This window comes from Thalassobius vesicularis (genome assembly GCF_004799325.1).
In the GTDB taxonomy this organism is placed as follows: domain Bacteria; phylum Pseudomonadota; class Alphaproteobacteria; order Rhodobacterales; family Rhodobacteraceae; genus Thalassobius; species Thalassobius vesicularis.
Window position 1 is genome coordinate 91,659 of record NZ_SSMD01000011.1, and the last position, 18,889, is coordinate 110,547.

Here is an 18,889-nt window from a genome sequence, read left to right on the forward strand (position 1 = left end):
ATGCGCTCGACCAAGACCATTCATGTCATCTCGGCCCATGCCGAGGGCGAGGTCGGCGACGTGATCGTCGGCGGCGTCACCCCGCCCCCCGGCGCCACCCTGTGGGAGCAGCGCAAGTGGATCGCGCAGGACCAGACCCTGCGCAACTTCGTCCTGAACGAGCCGCGCGGCGGTGTGTTCCGCCATGTGAACCTGCTGGTGCCGCCAAAACACCCGCAGGCCGACGCGGCCTTTATCATCATGGAGCCGGAAGACACGCCGCCCATGTCCGGGTCAAACTCGATCTGCGTGTCCACCGTGCTGCTGGATGGCGGGATCATTCCGATGGTCGAACCCGTGACCGAGCTGACATTGGAGGCCCCCGGCGGGCTGGTGCGGGTCCGGGCCGAATGTTCCAACGGCAAGGCGCAGCGGATCACGGTGCAGAACCTGCCCTCGTTCGCGCAGCATCTGGATGCAAAGCTGGAGGTCGAGGGGATGGGCACTTTGCAGGTCGACACAGCTTTTGGCGGCGACAGTTTCGTGATCGTCGACGCGCTTTCACTGGGTTTTGCCCTTAGCCCGGACGAGGCGGCGGACCTGGCCCGGTTGGGCGTGAAGATCACCAATGCGGCGAATGAGCAGTTGGGTTTCAGCCACCCGACCAACCCCGATTGGCGGCACATCAGCTTTTGCGGGTTCGTGACGCCGGTCGTGAACGGCCAGACCCGCCATGCGGTGGCCATTCAGCCGGGCAAGATCGACCGCTCGCCCACCGGCACCTGCGTTTCGGCTCGGATGGCCGTAATGGCGGCACGCGGGCAGATGGGCGTGGGCGACCGGCTGGAGTGCTACTCGATCATCGACAGCCGGTTTGACGGGCACATTGCAGGTACGCTCGACCTGAACGGAACGCCCGCGATCCTGCCCGAAATCTCGGGGCGCGGTTGGGTCACGGGTATCCACCAACACATGCTGGACCCGAATGACCCCTGGCCCGGCGGCTACAAGATCAGCGACACTTGGGGGGTGAAATGAAGATCGGGATCATCGGCACCGGCACGATCACCAGCGCGGTCGTGCACGGCATCGCGCAAGACGGGCACCAGATCACCGTTTCGGAACGCAGCGCTGACAAGGCGCGGGCCTTGGCGGACCTCTATCCAAACGTGCAGATCGCCGACAACCAAGGCGTTCTGGACCAGAACGACATCGTGATCACCGGCCTGATGGCCGAAGTGGGGCGCGCTATCCTGCCCGGCCTGCGCTTTCGCGCGGATCATCAGGTGATTTCCGTCATGGCCGGTGTGTCGCTGGAGGAGGTGGCCACGCTGGTCGCCCCGGCCCGCGGCGCAGCGGTCATGATGCCGTTCCCTGGCATCGCTCAGGGCGGCAGCCCGCTGATGATGCAGGGCGATGCCGATCTAGTGGGCAACCTTTTCGGGGCGCGCAACAGCCTGTTCGTTCTGGAAACTGCAGAAGAGCTGGACGCCTATATCTGCGCCCAAGCCGTGCTATCCCCCGTGGCCCGGATGGTCGAGGATGCCGCTCTTTGGCTTGGCCAACGCGTTAGTGACCCCGCTCAGGGCGAGGCGTTCCTGCGCGCCCTCGTCGCCTCCAGCCTGCGCGACACCGCAGCCAGCACGCTGATTGCGGCGCTGAACACCGAAGGGGGCTATAACCAACGCCTGCGCCAGCACATGGACGCGGCGGGCACCGGCGCGGCCCTGACCGAGGGTCTGAACAAGCTGGAGCGCGGCGCATGAGCCTGCCGCATGTGTTCACCCCGCTGAAGCTGCGCCACAAGACCCTGAAAAACCGCATCGTTTTCGGCGCGCACACCACCAACATGGCCAAGGACGGTTTGCCCGGCGATCAGCATCTTGGCTACTATCTGGAACGCGCCCGTGGCGGGGCGGCGATGATTACCGTCGAACCCATGCCCGTGCATCCCGCAGCCGTGCTGACGCGCGGCAACTTCCGCGCGAGCTCGGACGCGGTGATCCCCGGCTTTCGCCGTATTACCGAAAGCTGTCAGGCGCATGGCACCGTGATGATCCAGCAGTTGTACCATGTTGGCGCACATGGTGACTGGGACAACAGCTGGCACGCGCCCTGGTCGCCTTCTGGCGGGCCCAGCTATCACGACAACGACGGCAGCCACCCGATGACCGCCGCAGAGATCGAGGAAACCATCCAGTCCTTTGTCGATGCCGCGCTCCGCTGCCAGAAGGCGGGCTTTGACGGGGTCGAGGTCTGGGCCGCCTACAACTGCCTGCTGGATCAATTCTGGTCGCCGTTTTCGAACCAGCGCACCGACGATTGGGGCGGCAATCTGGAAAACCGCACCCGGTTTTCGCGTGACGTTCTGCGCCGGATTCGCGCGGCCTGTGGCGAGGATTTCATCATTGGCCTGTCCGTGTCCGACGATCAGGAAACCGGCGTTTTCCCCACGCAGGACGAGATGCTGGAAATCCTGCGCCTGCATGACGACCAAGGGCTGATGGACTACGTCACCATCGGCGCGGGCAGCTACATCAACTTTCAAAAGATCATCCCCAGTTTTCAGTTCGCCGAAAGCCTGACCTCTGATCTGGCCGAGCGGCTGAAAGCCGAAAACCTGTCCGCCCGCATCATATCCGAGGCGAATATCCGCACCCCGGACAATGCCAATATCCTGCTGGGGTCCGGACAGGCCGATCTGGTCTCGATCGTGCGGGGCCAAATTGCGGACCCTTACCTGGTTGCGAAGGCGCAAGACGATCGTATTGACGACATCCGCGGCTGCCTGAGCTGCAATCAGCAATGCTGGGGCCGGCGCGGGCGCGACTACTACATCTCTTGCCTGATCAACCCGTCGGCCGGGCACGAATACCTGTGGGGCGGGGATCGGTTCCAGCCCGCTGAAACGCCCAAGTCCGTGTTGGTGGTGGGCGCTGGCCCCGCAGGGCTGGAATGCGCCCGCGTTGCTGCCGAACGCGGCCACCGCGTCACCTTGGCCGAGGCCGCGCCCGATGCTGGCGGGCAATTCCGTCTGGCCGGGCTGCAACCCCGACGCGGCCAGATCACCGACCTGATCACCTGGTACACCCGCCAATTGGACAAACTAGGAGTCGATCTGCGCTTCAACACCTATCTGGAGGCTGATGAGATCGCCGCGCACGGTGCCGACATCGTGGTGCTGGCGACAGGTGCCCTACCCGCCGAAACCGGGTTTCAAAAAGCCCTGCCGCAGATGGCAGAGCTACCGGGGATCGGCAAACCCAACGTCTGGTCCGTTCAGGACGTGATGGAGCGCACGGCACGGCTGGGCCCCCACGTCCTGCTGCTGGACGAAGGCGGCCATTGGCGCGGCGTCGGCACCGCGTGGCATCTGGCCCAAGCGGGCCACGTAGTCACCTTGCTGACCCCCGATCCGATGGTTGGCAAGGAATTGGCGCGCATGGCGTCTGACTTCACCGCCCGGCAATCCCTTGCGCGGCTCGGGGTGCGGTTCGTCTGCGAAAGCGCGATTACAGAGTGGACGGGAACCAGCGCACGCTGTGTGTCCCTGCTGACGCACGATCCATTCGAAATCAAGGCCGACGCCCTGATCCTGTCCACCGGAACACGCGCCGACCACACCCTGCCCGACGCCCTGCGCGACAGTGGACAGACAATGCACCTGATCGGTGATGCTCTGGCCCCCCGCTCGGCTGCAGCGGCTATTTACGAAGGGCGAAAATTGGGGTTGGGGCTGTAATTCGGCACGTTGGGAACCGTACCCACGAAGCGGAGGCCGACCTAGTTTAGCTTTCCCTTACATCGGGCAAAAGCTTGTGGGCCATGTGCGTCAGCGGTGTGATGGGGCGGCTTACTGAACTCTTGCGATACGCCCGCATCGTGACCCAACTCTCGGGACAGTGCCGCGCAATGCCTTGCCGGGCGGCGGAAGCACCGTATCGCGCTTGAACTCTTCGCTGCAATTGCCGTCCCTATCTCGGCCTCCTTACCTCAAAATCCAGCGGCAAAGCGTCTAACAATCGATGCGCGCCTCAGCCTCAATCGGCTTAAGTTTGCCCAGTTTCGTATTTCCGTTCGCCTGGTTTCCAGCAGACACCGACCACGATCGCGTCTTGATCACCCGCCGAAACGTAGGCGTGCCCAACGCCGCTGTCAAAATAGATACTGTCCCCCTTTTCGAGCGCTACAGGCGCGCGCCCTTTCAGGTGAACGGTAACCGCGCCTTCGATCACGTAAACGAATTCTTCGCCTGGATGCGAGATGAAGTCCTCGAACTCGGCGAAGGTGTGCGCCTTGATGCGGCCGATCATCGGTACCATGTGCTTGCCCGTCATGTCGGATGCGAGCATGTCGTAGTCATAGGTGGCCGAGCGATGCAGCGGCGCCTCTCCGGCCCGCGTAACCGATACCGCTCCTGGTTCGAAGCCTTCGGCATCGGCATCAAACAGTTCCCCCACGTCCAGTCCCAGTCCCTGCGCAAGGCGCATGAAACGGTCGTAGGTCAGCGATATCTCTCCGCGCTCCATCTTCGAGATGGTTGACACGGCCAGCCCTGTCCGGTCGGCGGCATCCTGCAGCGTCCACTTCCTTGCCTTGCGAATCCCGCGAACCCGTTGGCCAAGGTCCTGTTCCGTTGCTGTAGGACTAGGTTCAAGACCGTTGATCAGTTTTGGCATTGTTTTCACAGCATTTTTCCTATTGGAAAATTTTCTTGTTTTTCGTATTGGAAAAATTAATATCATAGCAATCAACAAACGGAAACCAATTCCATCCTGCGAGGATAGATAATTGCCCAGTGATGCAACCCTGCTCGACGTGATCGTTATTGGCGCTGGCATCGCGGGTGCCTCGGTCGCAGCGGAACTCTCGGATGTGGCGCGCGTTCTGCTGCTCGAACAGGAACAGGTGCCCGGCTATCACACGACGGGTCGCTCGGCGGCCATCTATTCGCCCATCTATGGCCCGCAGCCCATCCGTGCCTTGACGCGCGCTTCCTTCGCCTTCTTCCAGGCGCCCCCGGAGGGGTTCTGTGAACATCCATTGCTGCGACCCATCGAATCCGTCTTCGTGGCGCGCGCCGATCAGATCGACCGCATCGATGCGATGGAAGCCGAACTTTCGGATGCGCCCAGTATTCGGCGCATGACCCGGGACGCGCTGGCCCAGAAGGTGCCGATCCTGCGCGCGGGCTATGCCGAATGCGCGATCCAAGACAACGGATCGTCAGAAATCGATGTGGCGGGGCTGCATCAGGGATATCTACGGCGTTTCAAGGCGAATGGCGGGATGTTGATGACACGAAGCCCGGTGACCGGACTGGCGCGCGAAAGCGATTGCTGGCGCGTTTCGACGCCGCAGAATGACTACCGCGCGGCCATCGTGGTCAATGCTTCGGGCGCCTGGGCGGATGAGCTGGGGACGATGGCCGGGGCAGAACGCATCGGCCTCGTACCCAAGCGGCGCACGGCCATTATGATTGATGCCCCCGACGGCATCAATGTTGGGGCCCTGCCAGTGATCATCGACGCCGATGAAGAGTTCTACCTCAAGCCGGACGCCGGTAAGTTGCTGATTTCGCCGGCGAACGAGGATCCTGAACCGCCTTGCGACGTGCAACCCGACGAAATGGACATCGCGATCTGCATCGACCGGATCGAGCGCGCCTTTGACATCAGCGTGCGACGGATCGACAGCAAATGGGCGGGCCTGCGCAGTTTCGTTGCCGACAAAAGCCCGGTCGCCGGTTTCTCGAAGCAGGTAGAAGGCTTCTACTGGCTAGCAGGACAAGGTGGTTATGGCATCCAGTCGGCGCCTGCGTTGGCCCGTTTTGCCGCTGCCGAAATCCTCGCACAACCCATCCCGGCCCATATCCTAGAAGAGCGATTCAACCCAGACACTGTCAGGCCTGATCGCACGGGGTTGCAGACATGATCTGGCTCGTTCCTTTTGCCATCGCAGCCTTACTGGCTTCGGGTCTCGCACTTGCCTATGTCGTCGGCGGGGCGGCGGTCCTGTCGTTTTTCCTGACCGACAACGCGCGCTATCTCGCAATCCTGCCGCAAAAGGTGTTTTCGCAAATCAGCGTATTCGCACTGCTGTCGATGCCGCTGTTTATTCTGGCGGGCGAGTTGATGAACCGGGGCGGCGTGACCAAGGCGCTGATCGACGTGTCGATGGCGCTGGTCGGTCGCATTCGTGGCGGGCTGGGACATGTGAACATCATGACCTCGGTGTTCTTCGCGGGCATCTCGGGCTCGGCCATTGCCGATGCGGCGTCGCTATCGAACACGCTGGTTCCGGCCATGGAGGAGCGCGGCTACAACAAGCTTTATGCCGGGGCCATCACGGCGGCATCGTCCATAATTGGCCCGATCGTGCCGCCGTCGATCATCCTGATATTTTACGGCGCGATCATGCAGACCTCGGTCGCGGCCCTTTTTGTCGCCGGCATCCTGCCTGGTCTGTTCCTCGCGACAGCCCTGTTCATCGTGAACAGTTTCTTCGCCTGGCGTGATGATCATCCACGCATCGAGAAGGGCGAGGCGCCCCCCCTGTTGCCGGCGATCGCACGCGCGCTGCCTGCAATATCCCTTCCGGTGATTATCGTAGGCGGTATCGTCTTTGGCTGGATGACCCCGACCGAGGCGGCTGCGGTGGCGGTGATGGCCGCTGGTCTGGCCGCCTTCTTCTACGACGGTCTGAGCCTGCGCGAAGTCCATGAGAGCGTCAGTCGAACGGCAATGTTGACCGGATCGATCTTTGTCATCCTCAGCGCCATCGCTGCCTTCGGGCATCTGGCGTCGCTGGAACGCGTCCCGCAGGCCATCGCAGCGCTGATCTCGGATATAGGGCTTGGTCCTGTCGGGTTCATGCTGGCGATGAACCTGCTCTTTATCGTTGCGGGGATGTTTCTGGATATCGCCCTCGCCCTGGCGCTGATCGTACCGCTTTTGGCCCCCGTCGCGCTGGCCAACGGGGCCGATCCGATCCACCTGGGCATCGTCATCTGCTTCAACCTGACCGTTGGCTTGGTGACACCGCCGCTGGGCGGGTGCCTACTGGTGGTGTCGACGGTGACCGGCCTGAATTACTGGGCATTGGCACGCGCGATCATCCCCTTTGTCGTCGTCGAGATCATCGTTCTCGGCATCATCATCTTCGTCCCCGAGATCAGCCTGCTGCTGCCCCGGGCGATGGGCCTATGGAACTGAACCGCGCCCGAGCGGCGCCCGAAATCAACTGGAGGAGACTAAAATGACGTTCTTCAAATACCTTGCGGGCATGACCTGCGCGCTGGTGCTGAGCACCGGTGCGGCTCAGGCCCAGACCGTCAAGATCGCGCTGGATTCGGCAGCCGACATGGAAAATTCGGGGCCTTATGTCTGGGTGCATACCTTTGGCCAATACCTGCAGGAACACGGGTTCGAGGTCGAGGAATTCGAACGCGGCGCGCTGGGTGGCGAAGCCGAACGCCTGGACCAGGTGCAGCAGGGCCTGCTGGAAATCTCGTCGTCAGACACCAAGGGCGTGGCGGCGCTGGCCCCGGTCCTGACGCCAATGACCCTGCCCTTCGTGTTCCCCGGCATCGAGGCGATGGATCGCGCGCTGGCCAGCGGGATCCTCGATGACGCCAACGCCGCTGCGACCGTCGAGGGCGTGCGGATTCTCGGCTTCTCGACGCTGGGTGGGCCGGTTGGCATCTTCAACACGCAGCGCACCATCAACAGTGCAGCCGACATGGCAGGGTTGCGCATGCGCGCTCTCGACGAGGCGCAGATTGCCATCTACGGCCTGTGGGGCACCACCGGCACGATTGTCGCCTGGGACGAAGTGCCCAACGCGCTCCAGACCGGGATCGCCGACGGCTATGTCAACCCGCCGCTGGTGCCGATCCTGTTCGGGCACACTGGCTTCATTCGCTACTTCACCGATGCGCGCATTTCCATCGGCACGCGGACGGTCATCGCGTCCGAGGACTGGTATCAGAGCCTGAGCAACGAGCAGCGTCAGATCGTTGGCGAAGCAGCCGCCGCCGCAACCGCGGCCAGCCGCGCTTGGCACGCGACCCGATCAGCAGAATTGCAGATGCTGCGTGACAACGGCATCGAAGTGACTGAACTGTCGGAAGAAGCATGGAACGAGTTCCGCACGCTGTCGATGCCCGTATACAGCATGGTCCCGATGCCCGAAGGCACTATGGACCGCTGGTTCGCGGCCATCGCGGAGTAAGGCCCATGCGCGCGATTGCCCATTCCCTCGATACGATCTCAGCAGCCCTGAATCGGCTTGCCCTGTATGGCGCGGTGGCATCCGTGCTGGTGCTGGTGCTGGCCGCATCGTGGCAGGTAATCGCGCGCTATATCCTTGCCCAGCCCCCCGTCTGGACCGAAGAACTGGCTCGCTACATGATGGTATGGGCGGGGCTCTTGGGAGCGTCGGTAGCGTTTCGCGCCCATGCCGACCCGTCGCTTTTCCCGGCCGCACGAGAGCTCTCGGACAGCTTGGGTCGGATTTTCGCCGTGTTTCGCGCGCTTGGGGTCCTTGGCTTTATCGCGCCCATCCTGTGGTTTAGCGCGTTCAGCCTGCGCGGCGACTTTTCGGGCGGCTATATCGCGCGGCAATCGCGACAGATGGCTGAGGCGATGGATGTCCCGATGGTCGTCTTTGCAACCGCTGTTCCCGCGGGTTTTTTCCTGATCTTTTTGCACGCGCTGGCGCATCTGACCAACACCTTCGTGACCAATTCCGAAGACGCGTCGAGCTGATCGTGCGCGTCTCCTTCGCCCTCTTTCCAGTGTAAGGATCCCTCCGATGAAACTGATGATCGCCGGACTGGCGACTGAGACCAATACCTTTTCCCCCATGCCCACCGGCCGCCTTGCCTTCGAGGCAGCGATGGTGACCCGCGAAGCCACGCGCAAGCCCGCCAACCTGTTTTCGGCCGCGCTGCTGGAATGGCGCACGATGGCCGAAGCCAAAGGCTGGGAGGTCGTCGAAAGCCTGACGGCCGCCGCACAGCCCTCGGGTATCACGGTGGGCGCGGTCTACGAGGGATTTCGCGACGAAATACTTGCCGATCTGAAAACTCATCAGCCCGATGTATTTCTGATCTCGATGCACGGCGCGATGGTGGCGGATGGCTACGACGATTGCGAAGGCGACATGATGCAGCGTGCGCGTACGATCATGGGCCCGGACCGGGTGATCGGGTTGGAGCTGGATCCGCACAACCACCTGACGCGTGCGATGATCGACAACGCGACCTTGATCATCAACTACAAGGAATATCCCCATGTCGATGCGCCCGATCGGGCGCGCGAGCTGTTCATCATGGCCGCCGATGCCGCCGAGGGGCGCACGCGCCCGGTCATGGCGTTACACGATTGCCGCATGCTGACGATCATCGAGACGATGAAGGAGCCGGCGCAGTCCTTTGTCCAGGCGATGAAGGATGTTGAGGGAAAGGATGGAATCCTCTCGGTATCCTTGACGCATGGTTTTCCGTGGGCTGACGTGGCAGATGTGGGCGCCAAGATGCTGGTGATTGCCGATGGTGATCGGGCCAAGGCCGCGCGCGTAGCAAAGGACTTTGCAGACCGACTGTGGAGCATCCGCGAAGGCTTGCGCATGAAATATCCAGATATCGCCAGTGCGCTGGACACTGTGCAGGCATCGAACCAGCGCATGATCACCTTGGCCGACATGGGCGACAACGCGGGTGGCGGGGCACCGGCGGACGCGACCTTTGTCCTGCAAGAGATCCTGAAACGCGGGATCAAGGATGTCGCGCTGGCGGTCTTCTGGGACCCTGTCCTGGTGGCGATGTGTCAGGACGCGGGCATAGGTGCCCACATGAAGGTGCGGCTGGGCGGCAAGGTTTGCGCAGATTCGGGTGAGACAGTGGATCTGGAGGTCACCGTTCGCGGCATCCGTGAAGACATGACCCAGATGCTTGGCGACACGGCGATGGAGATGGGAACGGGCGTCTGGCTGGAGGCGGACGGGGTGCACCTGATCCTGTCGTCCAAGCGCACGCAGTGTTTCTCGCCTTCGGTCTTCACCGATCTGGGCATCGACATTTCCACGCTCAAGGCGATGATCCCGAAATCCACCAATCATTTCTACCAGAACTTTGCCAAAGTCAGCCCGCAGATCATTCATGTCAAAACGCCGGGCGCCGTGACCCCCGACATGACGATCATCCCCTACACCAAACGCGATGGGAATTACTGGCCCAAGGTTGAGAACCCGTTTGAAACGGAGGGCAGGTAATGTCGGTCGAACGTCTTGGGTCTGCCCCTGTCCTGCCCAACGGGGCGCGCGTGCCGCTGGTGCCCGCGACACGCGTAGGCAACCTGATTTTTTGTTCCGGCGCGCTGGGGGTCGATGCCAGTTTCCGCGTAGTCGAGGGGGGCGTCGGTGCGCAGACCCGGCAGGCGATTGCCAATCTTCAGGCTGCGCTGGCTCTGGGAGGGGCGACGCTGGCCGATATCGCAAAAACGACCGTCTGGCTGACAGATCTGGCGCATTTCGCCGAGTTCAATGCGGCCTATGCGGCGGCATTTGGCGATGCACTGCCCGCGCGATCCACCGTAACCTCGGCGCTGGCCATTCCCGGCGCACTGGTCGAGATCGAGGCTATTGCGGCGTTACCGGCGTGACCCAGCCAGGGTAGCTTCATCACAGGGGATGCTTGTTTGATCAGCCGCGCCGGGCTCTGGCTTCAGTCCGGCGCCGCCAATTGCTCCAGCTTTTCCAACCGTTCGAGGTCACGCGCCCCCCCCTTGTCGGCCGAGGACGCCAACAGACCATAGACCCTGAGCGCAGTCGACACGGCGCGCTGTCGAGTTGCCGGTTTCCAGGCCTTGTCACCGCGCGCGATCATGGCTTTGCGCCGTCTGGCGAGTTCGGCATCATCGACCTCCAACGTGACCGTGCGAGACGGGATATCGAAGGCGATCGCGTCGCCGTCCTCGATCAGCGCGATGGGTCCGCCAGACGCCGCCTCGGGCGAGACATGGCCGACCGATAGGCCGGATGTGGCACCAGAAAAGCGCCCGTCGGTGATCAACCCAGCCTTGTCGCCCAGGCCCATCGCCTTAAGCACGCCCGTGGGCGTCAGCATCTCGCGCATGCCCGGCCCCCCGCGCGGCCCCTCGTAGCGGATTACCACGACATGGCCCGCCCGAACCGTGCCGTTGCGGATTTTGTCGAGCGCCTCCTCCATACTTTCGCAAACCACTGCCCTGCCGCGAAAGACCATCAGCACATCCGGCACGCCCGCGCTTTTGACGACGCAGGAATCGGGAGCGAGGTTGCCACGCAGCACCGCCAACCCGCCATCGCGTGAAAAGGCGTTAGGCACGTCGCGGATCACGCCGCCCGCACGGTCGGTGTCCAAGGTGATAAAGCGGTTTGACTGGGAAAACGCCTTCATCGAGCGCACGCCACCGGGCGCGGCAGCATACATCTGCCGGGCCTCGGCGTTGGACGGGTCGGCGATATCGTGCCGCGCAGCCTGCACGCCAATGCTGACGCCCATCGTTGTAGGCACCTCGGCATTGAAAAAGCCTGCATCGATCAGGCCTTTGGCCACTGCCATCACGCCGCCAGCGCGGTGCATGTCCTCGATGAACACCTCATGTGCCGAGGGCGAAACCTTGCAAAGACAGGGGGTTTCGCGGCTGATGCGGTCGAAATCGTCAATCGTCAGGTCGGCGCCCGATTCCTGCGCGACCGCCAGTAGGTGCAGGATCGTGTTGGTTGATCCCCCAATAGCCATGGTCATGCGCACCGCGTTCTCCAGACCCGCGCGGGTGCAGATGGAGCGGGGCAGCACGCTGGTATCGCCGTCGCGGTAATGCGCCAGCGCCATCTCGACGATCCGGTGCGCGGCCTGCGTGAACAGCGCCTGACGGTCGGTGTGCGTGGCGACGATGGTGCCATTTCCCGGCAGCGCCATGCCCAAGGCCTCGGTCAGGCAGTTCATCGAATTCGCCGTGCCCATCAGCGCGCAGGACCCGCAGGTGGGACAGGCGGCTTCCTGCACTGCGTCGATTTCGGCCTGCGTAGCATCGGGGGCACCGGCCACGTAGAGCGTATCGATGGCATCGACGCGCTTTTCCTGCCCGCGATAGGTGAACTTGCCAGATTCCATCGGCCCGCCCGACACAAAGATCGTCGGAATGTTCAGCCGGTTCGCGGCCATCAGCATTCCGGGCGTGATCTTGTCGCAATTCGACAGGCAGATCATCGCGTCAATAGCGTGCGCGTTGGCCATGTATTCAACCGCATCGGCGATCAGCTCGCGTGATGGAAGGGAATACATCATCCCCTCGTGCCCCATGGCGATGCCGTCATCGACGGCGATAGTGTTGAATTCCTTGGGCACGCCGCCTGCTGCGCGGATTTCCTGCGCGACTAGGCGCCCCAAGGCCTGCAGGTGGACGTGGCCTGGTACCATCTCGGTAAAGGAATTGGCGATGCCGATGATCGGGCGGCCGAATTCTTTCGGGGTGGTACCCGTGGCGCGCCACAAGGCGCGCGCGCCGGTCGCCAGCGGGCCAACAGTGACGATGTCGGATCTCAGTTTCATGGCGAACTCCCTCGGTCAGGCCACAGCTTGTTGCGGTTCGATCGTTGCCAAAATTTCGGCCCGGCGCTTGCCGGTGGCCTGCGCGTGGCGTTCGCGGACATGTCCATAACCGCGGATATGCTCAGGCAAGTCCAGAAGCTCGGCAAGCAGGGGCGCGGTCTCGGACGACCAGCAATGCATGGCCAATGCGATGTCGGCCTCGTAGTTGGCCAAAAGGCGGCGGGCCAGCCGCGCTTCGTCGGTGTTGCGGAACGGGTCGAGCAACGTGCCGCGCAGGAACCGCAACCGGTTCATCAGGCGGAAAGCGCGCATCGCGGTCTTACCTTTGACCGCGCCCTTGACAGGCTGGCCGGTCTTGGGATCGGTACCACCGAACGGCCAGGCGCCGAAATGAAAGGTTAACGACAGCTCGCCGTCAAAGGAGTCGCGCAGAGCCTCAGCGAAGGACGGCTTGGTATATAGGCGCGCGACCTCCCATTCGTCCTTTACCGCCATCAGCTTGTAGAGCCCGCGCGCCAGTGCCTTGAGCGCCTTGTCATCGAGACCTGCCTCGCGGGCCTTCCGGAGCGTGGCCTCGAACCGCCGGACGGCGCGGCTGCCCTGGCTGGCTGCCAGTTCCGAGGTGCGATGCACAACAATCTGATCCAGCGTTGCCGCACGATTTGCCTCGAGCGGCAAAGGCGCCTTGGCCTCGGTCAACTCACCGATCTTCTCGGGATCCGCGATAACCAGCCGCCCGAGGTCAAACGCCTGCCTGTTCTGGCCGATGGAAACCCCGTTCAGGGCGATGGCGTGCTCGATTGCCTCGAGAGACAGCGGGATCCCGCCTTGCTGCCACGCCGCGCCCATCAGGACGAAGTTGGCATAGACGCTGTCGCCCATCACCTGCCGCGCCAGCCCCTGCGCGTCGAAGCTGTGCAGATCGTCGCCCAGAACCGTCGACAGCCGCCCCACCTGCACGGCGCCGTCAAGCTGCCAGTCGGGGTTCATCGAGAACTCGGCGGTGGGAATGACGGTGGTGTCGGTCACAGCGCGCGTACGTCCCGGTGTCAGCTTGGACAGCGCCTCGTCGCCCGCTGCGACGACCAGATCGCAGCCGATCAGCGCGTCGGCCTCACCGGCGGCGATGCGAGTTGCACGCATCTGCTCGGGGCTGATGGCAAGCTTGATATGGCTGTGCACGGCGCCGTATTTCTGCGCCAGCCCGGTGATATCGAGGTTCGAGGCGTAATACCCGTCGGCATGCGCGGCGATGGCCAGAGTCTGGCCGATCGTTACAACGCCCGCGCCGCCGATGCCCGACACAAGGATCGACCAAGATCCGTCAATCGGGCGCGGCGCGGGCAAAGGCAGGCGCGACGCGTCGATCACGACGTCGGCGGTCTGGGCCTTGCGCGGCGTGGCGCCCTGAACTGTCACGAAGGAGGGGCAGAACCCCTCGACGCAGGAAAAATCCTTGTTGCAGGATGACTGGTTGATCTGACGCTTGCGCCCCAGTGGTGTTTCCAACGGCTCGATCGCCATGCATCCGGACACGGTCGAGCAATCGCCGCAGCCTTCGCAGATCTCGGGGTTGATGAAGGCACGTTTGTCCGGGTCCACCCATTTGCCGCGCTTGCGCAGGCGGCGGCGCTCGGTCGCGCAGGGCTGATCATAGAGGATGACGCTAACGCCCTTGTGCGACCGGATCTCGCGCTGGACATGCGCCATCTCTGTGCGTAGGTGCAGCGAAACACCAGCGCCCAGGTTTTTGCCCTCGTATCTCTCGGGTTCGTCCGCGACCAAAGCGATGCGCTCGACTCCCTCGGCGCGCAACTGGGCGATCATCGTCTCGGGTGACAGGTCGCCATCATGGGCCTGGCCTCCGGTCATCGACACGAAGCCGTTGAACAGCAACTTGTAAGTCATCGTGACCCTAGCAGCGACCGCCGCGCGGATCGCCATCATGCCTGAATGGAAATAAGTTCCGTCGCCCATGTTGGCAAAGACATGTTCCTCATTGGTAAAGGGAAACTGGCCCAGCCACATCGCCCCCTCACCGCCCATCTGGCTGATCGAGTTGGTTCGCAACGGGTCACGGAACACCGCCATGGTATGACATCCAATGCCGGCGAGCGCCCGGCTGCCGTCGGGTACTTGGGTCGAACGGCCATGCGGGCAGCCCGCGCAGAACGATGGCGGCCGGATCGTGCCGCCCTTAGGCAATGCAGGGGGCGTCGCGCGGTTGGGCATCGACACGCCGCAATCGGGGTCAAGCTCGGTCGCGGCGCGCATCAGAACGCGGGCGACCATGTTCGGGTCGATCTCACCGACGGCGGGAAAAGCACAGGAATCGCCGGTTGCAGACAGGCTGTGGCCGTCAAAGCTCTTGCCGATGATGCGCGGGCTCAGGCCCGAACCGTAAAGGATCGCCCTAATCTGGTCTTCCAGCAGCGGGCGCTTTTCTTCGATCACGATTATGGCCTCGAGGCCTTCGGCGAAGGCGCGGATTTCGGCGTCGTCGAGTGGCCAGACCATCCCCAATTTCAGCCGCCTTACCGGCAGATTGCCCAACTGGCCGTCACGGTACCCCAGGCCGCCCAACGCTTGGTTCAGGTCCTGCCAAGCCTTGCCCGCGGCGATGATACCAATCCGCGCATCCGCAGCCCCATCCTGAAGGTTCAGCCTGTTCGCGCGTGCATAGGCGCGGGCACGCCCCAGGCGCTCGGTCCACAGCAGGCGCTCTTGTTCCAGAACCGGCGTGAACGGTCGAATGCCCAAGTCCTTGTTGGGCGCATCCGTCAGGACGATGCGCGGGCTGTCTAGACCGACGCGGACGGACCCGCCGCCCTCGACCACGTCAGTCACCAGTTTCATGCCCACAAGTGTCGAAGCGAAACGACTCATCGCGATGCCGTGCAGACCATAGTCCAGCACGTCCTGCGCATTGGCCGGGGCCAGCAAAGGCGCCCCGAGCGATGCAAAGTTCATGTCCGAATAGCAGGCGACCGTCGAAGATTTGGCGCCGTGGTCGTCGCCGACCAGCAGCAGTGTCCCGCCCTTCGGGTTGGTGCCCGCCAGGTTCGCATGGCGCAGCGGGTCCATCGAGCGGTCCATGCCGGGTGCCTTACCATACCAGATCGAGAACACGCCATCGACCTTGGCGCCCGGGAACAACCCGACCATCTGCGCCCCCCAGGTCGCCGTGGCGGCAAGATCCTCGTTCACGCCGGGCTGGAAGTGGATGTTGTGCTCTTTCAGTGTCTTGTGCGCTTGCGTAAGCGCCATGTCATACGTGCCCACCGGCGAGCCCCGATACCCCGAGATATACCCGCCGGTGTTCAACCCGGCGGCGGCATCGCGCTTGCGCTGCTGGATGGGCAGGCGCACCAGCGCCTGCATCCCGGTCATGTAGACCCACCCCTCGTCCTGAGTCAGACGGTCGTGGAGTGTCATCGAAAGACGTTGTTGGCGCAAATGTTCGGTCAAAAGATGATTCTCCTCAGGGCTCTCTGCGCAATGCCAGTGTCGGGCACCTTGCAGGTAACAGGCAGGCCAAGCTGTCAGGCCAAGACTAAGCCGGAAATGAAATTCAAACAAATTTTGTTTTCTTTTCATAAAGCAAATATTAATGAATACTTCTGACCGATTCAGAAACGAGATCGGTGTATCAGCAAACCATGTACAGCCTTACACAACTGCACCACTTCCGCCTTGTCGCCATCACGGGCAATTTTGCCGAAGCAGCGCGTCAGGCCAACATCACGCAACCCGCGCTCAGCAATTCGGTCAGATCGTTCGAAGGCCGTACCGGGCTTCAGCTCTTCGATCGCAGCCAACGACCAATCCGATTGACGCCCGTCGGAAGGGATCTTCTGGCCAGGGTCGAGGCGCTGCTCGCTTCATCCAAAATGCTTGAACGAGAGATGGCACAACTGGCGACAGGCGAGGCTGGTCATCTGAAAATCGGCATGACCGCACATTCTTCGGCCAGTATCGGAGGCGCCGCATTGGGGCAGTGGCACGCGCGCAACCCGCGAATGCGCGCCGATGTGACTGTTGCGCATACCACCGAACTGCTACGGTTGTTGCGCGAAGAGCGACTGGATCTGATCGTGGGAGACGCACGCGATCTTCCGCACGGCCCTTCGGATCTTGATACGCAAGCCTTGCCGCAACACCTTGGCGCAGCGTTCTGTCGCCCAGGCCATCCACTGCTTGAGCGACAGGAGATCACGTTTCACGACCTTCTGCCCTTTCGGTTCGCCGGAGCGCATTTTCCGGTCGCGGTGCTGGACGACTTGGCGGAAACCTTCGGGCTTCGGGATAGGCACTTGATCGAGATCGCGATAGAATGCGAGAACATCGCCGTTGTCCGCGATGCGACGATGCAAAGTGATCTGATCTTGCTGACTACGTCGGGATGCGTTCGCCACGCAGTGATGGCGGGGTATCTCAGGGAATTGCCGGTCCAGTTGAAGACCAGAACGCAATGGCACGTCGTGACGCGGAAGCATGCGCTCCATCATCCCGCCTTGCCTAAACTGCGCGACGTGATTTTGGCAGGCAGTACGCTCCCGGGGCATTAGCAGAATGGACTTGCCCCGAATATGTGGAGAGCGTTTATCTCACACTCGGGGCCTTTCGCTCGAAGCGATGCGGGTTAGAAAGCCGAGCGATGAATACCGGCTGACGAGATTATTGAACCCGTCGATGTATCAGGCGATGGCATTTTCGGCTGGCTGGCGGGTTTGCCTTGCTATCAAAATGATGGATCAACTCCAGCGCAGGGTCGCGGTTCACAACGGCGAGCTGCAGAGCCTCGATTGCGAGGCCGCCCTTCAGCCGGTCACTCGTCGCCCAGCCGACGCCCCGCCGCGAGTGGAGAGCAAGCCCGACCACGAGATAGAGCCAGCCCTGCGCCTTCCAGATCTGGGAGATGTCGGCACCCCTTTTCCGAACCGGCTGTTCGGCTTCGAAGTCCCTAGCGGGCAAGTTCGGGGCGACCGGCTAGGCGAAGACCCCACTCTGACTAACGCCTAGGACACGGCGCATGCCGCTGATTGGAAAGATGGCCTTCTCCGCTTCGATGAAGGCAACGCTCATCGACTTGCGTCTTTCGCGAAGAAGGCATCGCCATTGTCGCTCGGACCAATGGCACAGCAAAGGCGACCTATTGTTAGGATGTCGCGCTCCGGTTTCGGCACGGCGTTCTCGGGTCGCAACCTCCCGCCGCGTCCGACCGCTGGTCAGAGCCAGTCTAGCTGCTTCGCGCCGAAACTCCGGCGTCGGTCAGCTTCCACAAAACACCTCCTGGTTCCTCAGATGGTGCTCTCCACTTTTTCAGGGCAAGTCCAATCGTCGCCTGAATCAGAAAAACAAGATGGAGAGTTCAGCCAGGATAAAAGTCGCTGCATCCGGACCGGAAGCGGCAGGCGAATGCATTCCCTAGAAATATTTTTGGTGGAAGCCATGCTGAAAAGACACCAATCAGCGACGATGTACGTTGTAAATCAATACATTGCGATGAGTGATGGCGGAGATGAAGTCCGAAGAACATTTTAAATAATAGCTTGTTTTTTATAATTAATTTAATGATCGAAAAAATTCATACCACAATAAATACCACACAGCGGATTCTAGGATGGAGATCGGTGATCAGCCCCACCTAAGTGGTCCGGTTTGCGTGTTAGTGCACGACCGGCCTCTGTTCCACCGGGACGATGGTTTTGCCCCAATGGCGTAGCCACGAATTGACGGACCTTGTCCGTCGCCGCATTGAACCCATCAAGCTAGGGTTGTTCTGCAAGAACGACATAATTTTGCGGATCTTGGCTCAGGCCATCCCTCCACTTCTCACCGGAAACCGCATTGATTTTGCCAGCGCCAATTTTCAGTGCAACGGGCAAATCTTACCGGCCGTAGCCGAGACTTCTGAAGTTCAGCCATAGTGCGTCCGTCTGAAACATCGGCATGATTATTCCGCCACGGGCTTTTCGATGATTGCGGACACCTAGGTCAAAATCTTCGATGTTACGAAGCGGAAAACGCCCCAGCCCCGGCGGCAAGTGATAGTTGCGGCTATTGTCAGGCAGTCGAAGGGGTAATCCCCCCGCTGGTCCTTCCTTATGCCATGCAAAGACCGCGCCACTCGGCGAGAGCGACGGCACGGTTAAGTTTGAAATTCGTTCCAGTTGAGAGGCTGCGCTCCTGATTAAAGTGACTGTAGACAGTAGCGTGAATGGCGGCGAATTTCTGCAGATTTCGCATACGCCTGAAACGAAGCATGGCCGTCTCCCGCCGTCTGAATGGTAGTGAACTGAGCCCCTGAAT

Annotated in this window: 13 protein-coding genes and 1 pseudogene; 10 read left to right on the top strand and 4 right to left on the bottom strand. The window is 61.9% G+C overall.

All coding sequences use genetic code 11. The features are described 5' to 3' along the window. Genes E7681_RS17610 through E7681_RS17620 form a run of 3 tightly spaced genes read left to right on the top strand, consistent with a single transcriptional unit; the run spans position 1 to position 3,721 of the window. The gene (locus E7681_RS17610) at positions 1 to 1,017 is read left to right on the top strand and encodes a trans-3-hydroxy-L-proline dehydratase (RefSeq protein ID WP_136340578.1); all 1,017 of its coding nucleotides are present in this window, start codon (positions 1 to 3) and stop codon (positions 1,015 to 1,017) included. Beyond that, a complete protein-coding gene (locus E7681_RS17615; RefSeq protein WP_136340579.1) occupies positions 1,014 to 1,745 on the top strand; it encodes an NAD(P)-binding domain-containing protein in 732 nt (243 codons plus the stop codon). Before E7681_RS17610 ends, E7681_RS17615 begins: the two co-directional genes overlap by 4 nt. Then, on the top strand, positions 1,742 to 3,721 hold the full coding sequence (locus tag E7681_RS17620) for an oxidoreductase (protein WP_136340580.1): 1,980 nt from the start codon (positions 1,742 to 1,744) through the stop codon (positions 3,719 to 3,721). Before E7681_RS17615 ends, E7681_RS17620 begins: the two co-directional genes overlap by 4 nt. 307 nt (positions 3,722 to 4,028) lie before the next feature. Here the strand turns inward: E7681_RS17620 and E7681_RS17625 are convergent, their stop codons facing one another. After that, positions 4,029 to 4,658, bottom strand: coding sequence for a helix-turn-helix domain-containing protein (locus E7681_RS17625; RefSeq protein ID WP_136340581.1), 630 nt, complete (start codon positions 4,656 to 4,658; stop codon positions 4,029 to 4,031). 112 nt (positions 4,659 to 4,770) lie between these two features. Here E7681_RS17625 and E7681_RS17630 point away from each other — a divergent pair, with 112 nt between their 5' ends. The 6 genes from E7681_RS17630 to E7681_RS17655 are packed head-to-tail and all read left to right on the top strand — an operon-like array spanning position 4,771 to position 10,643. Further along, positions 4,771 to 5,913 carry an NAD(P)/FAD-dependent oxidoreductase gene (locus E7681_RS17630; protein ID WP_211089822.1) on the top strand — a complete coding sequence of 381 codons (1,143 nt, stop codon included), beginning with the start codon at positions 4,771 to 4,773 and terminating at the stop codon, positions 5,911 to 5,913. Continuing rightward, complete coding sequence (locus tag E7681_RS17635; protein ID WP_136340582.1) at positions 5,910 to 7,193, top strand: TRAP transporter large permease; 1,284 nt, start codon at positions 5,910 to 5,912, stop codon at positions 7,191 to 7,193. Before E7681_RS17630 ends, E7681_RS17635 begins: the two co-directional genes overlap by 4 nt. A 43-nt stretch (positions 7,194 to 7,236) precedes the next feature. Continuing rightward, positions 7,237 to 8,211: a TRAP transporter substrate-binding protein gene (locus E7681_RS17640; RefSeq protein WP_246032531.1), complete on the top strand. Its 975-nt coding sequence runs from the start codon at positions 7,237 to 7,239 to the stop codon at positions 8,209 to 8,211. 5 nt (positions 8,212 to 8,216) lie between these two features. After that, the gene (locus E7681_RS17645; RefSeq protein ID WP_136340583.1) at positions 8,217 to 8,747 is read left to right on the top strand and encodes a TRAP transporter small permease; all 531 of its coding nucleotides are present in this window, start codon (positions 8,217 to 8,219) and stop codon (positions 8,745 to 8,747) included. Between the two features lie 46 nt (positions 8,748 to 8,793). After that, positions 8,794 to 10,254, top strand: a complete 1,461-nt coding sequence (locus tag E7681_RS17650) for a M81 family metallopeptidase (protein ID WP_136340584.1) — start codon at positions 8,794 to 8,796, stop codon at positions 10,252 to 10,254. Next, positions 10,254 to 10,643: a RidA family protein gene (locus E7681_RS17655; RefSeq protein WP_136340585.1), complete on the top strand. Its 390-nt coding sequence runs from the start codon at positions 10,254 to 10,256 to the stop codon at positions 10,641 to 10,643. The genes E7681_RS17650 and E7681_RS17655 overlap by 1 nt, the downstream gene beginning before the upstream one ends. Positions 10,644 to 10,705: 62 nt before the next feature. Here E7681_RS17655 and ilvD read toward each other — a convergent pair whose 3' ends face one another. Further along, the gene (gene ilvD, locus E7681_RS17660; protein WP_136340586.1) at positions 10,706 to 12,577 is read right to left on the bottom strand and encodes a dihydroxy-acid dehydratase; all 1,872 of its coding nucleotides are present in this window, start codon (positions 12,575 to 12,577) and stop codon (positions 10,706 to 10,708) included. A 15-nt stretch (positions 12,578 to 12,592) separates the two neighbouring features. Beyond that, positions 12,593 to 16,174, bottom strand: a complete 3,582-nt coding sequence (locus tag E7681_RS17665; protein ID WP_136340587.1) for an indolepyruvate ferredoxin oxidoreductase family protein — start codon at positions 16,172 to 16,174, stop codon at positions 12,593 to 12,595. Between the two features lie 62 nt (positions 16,175 to 16,236). On the opposite strand from E7681_RS17665, the gene E7681_RS17670 reads away from it, so the two are divergent. Continuing rightward, positions 16,237 to 17,145 (top strand): LysR family transcriptional regulator, encoded by a 909-nt coding sequence (locus E7681_RS17670; protein ID WP_136340588.1) that lies wholly within the window; start codon positions 16,237 to 16,239, stop codon positions 17,143 to 17,145. A gap of 1,537 nt (positions 17,146 to 18,682) precedes the next feature. Here E7681_RS17670 and E7681_RS19195 read toward each other — a convergent pair. Continuing rightward, positions 18,683 to 18,877, bottom strand: a pseudogene (locus E7681_RS19195) (IS6 family transposase); the annotation flags it as partial. Positions 18,878 to 18,889: the final 12 nt, after the last annotated feature.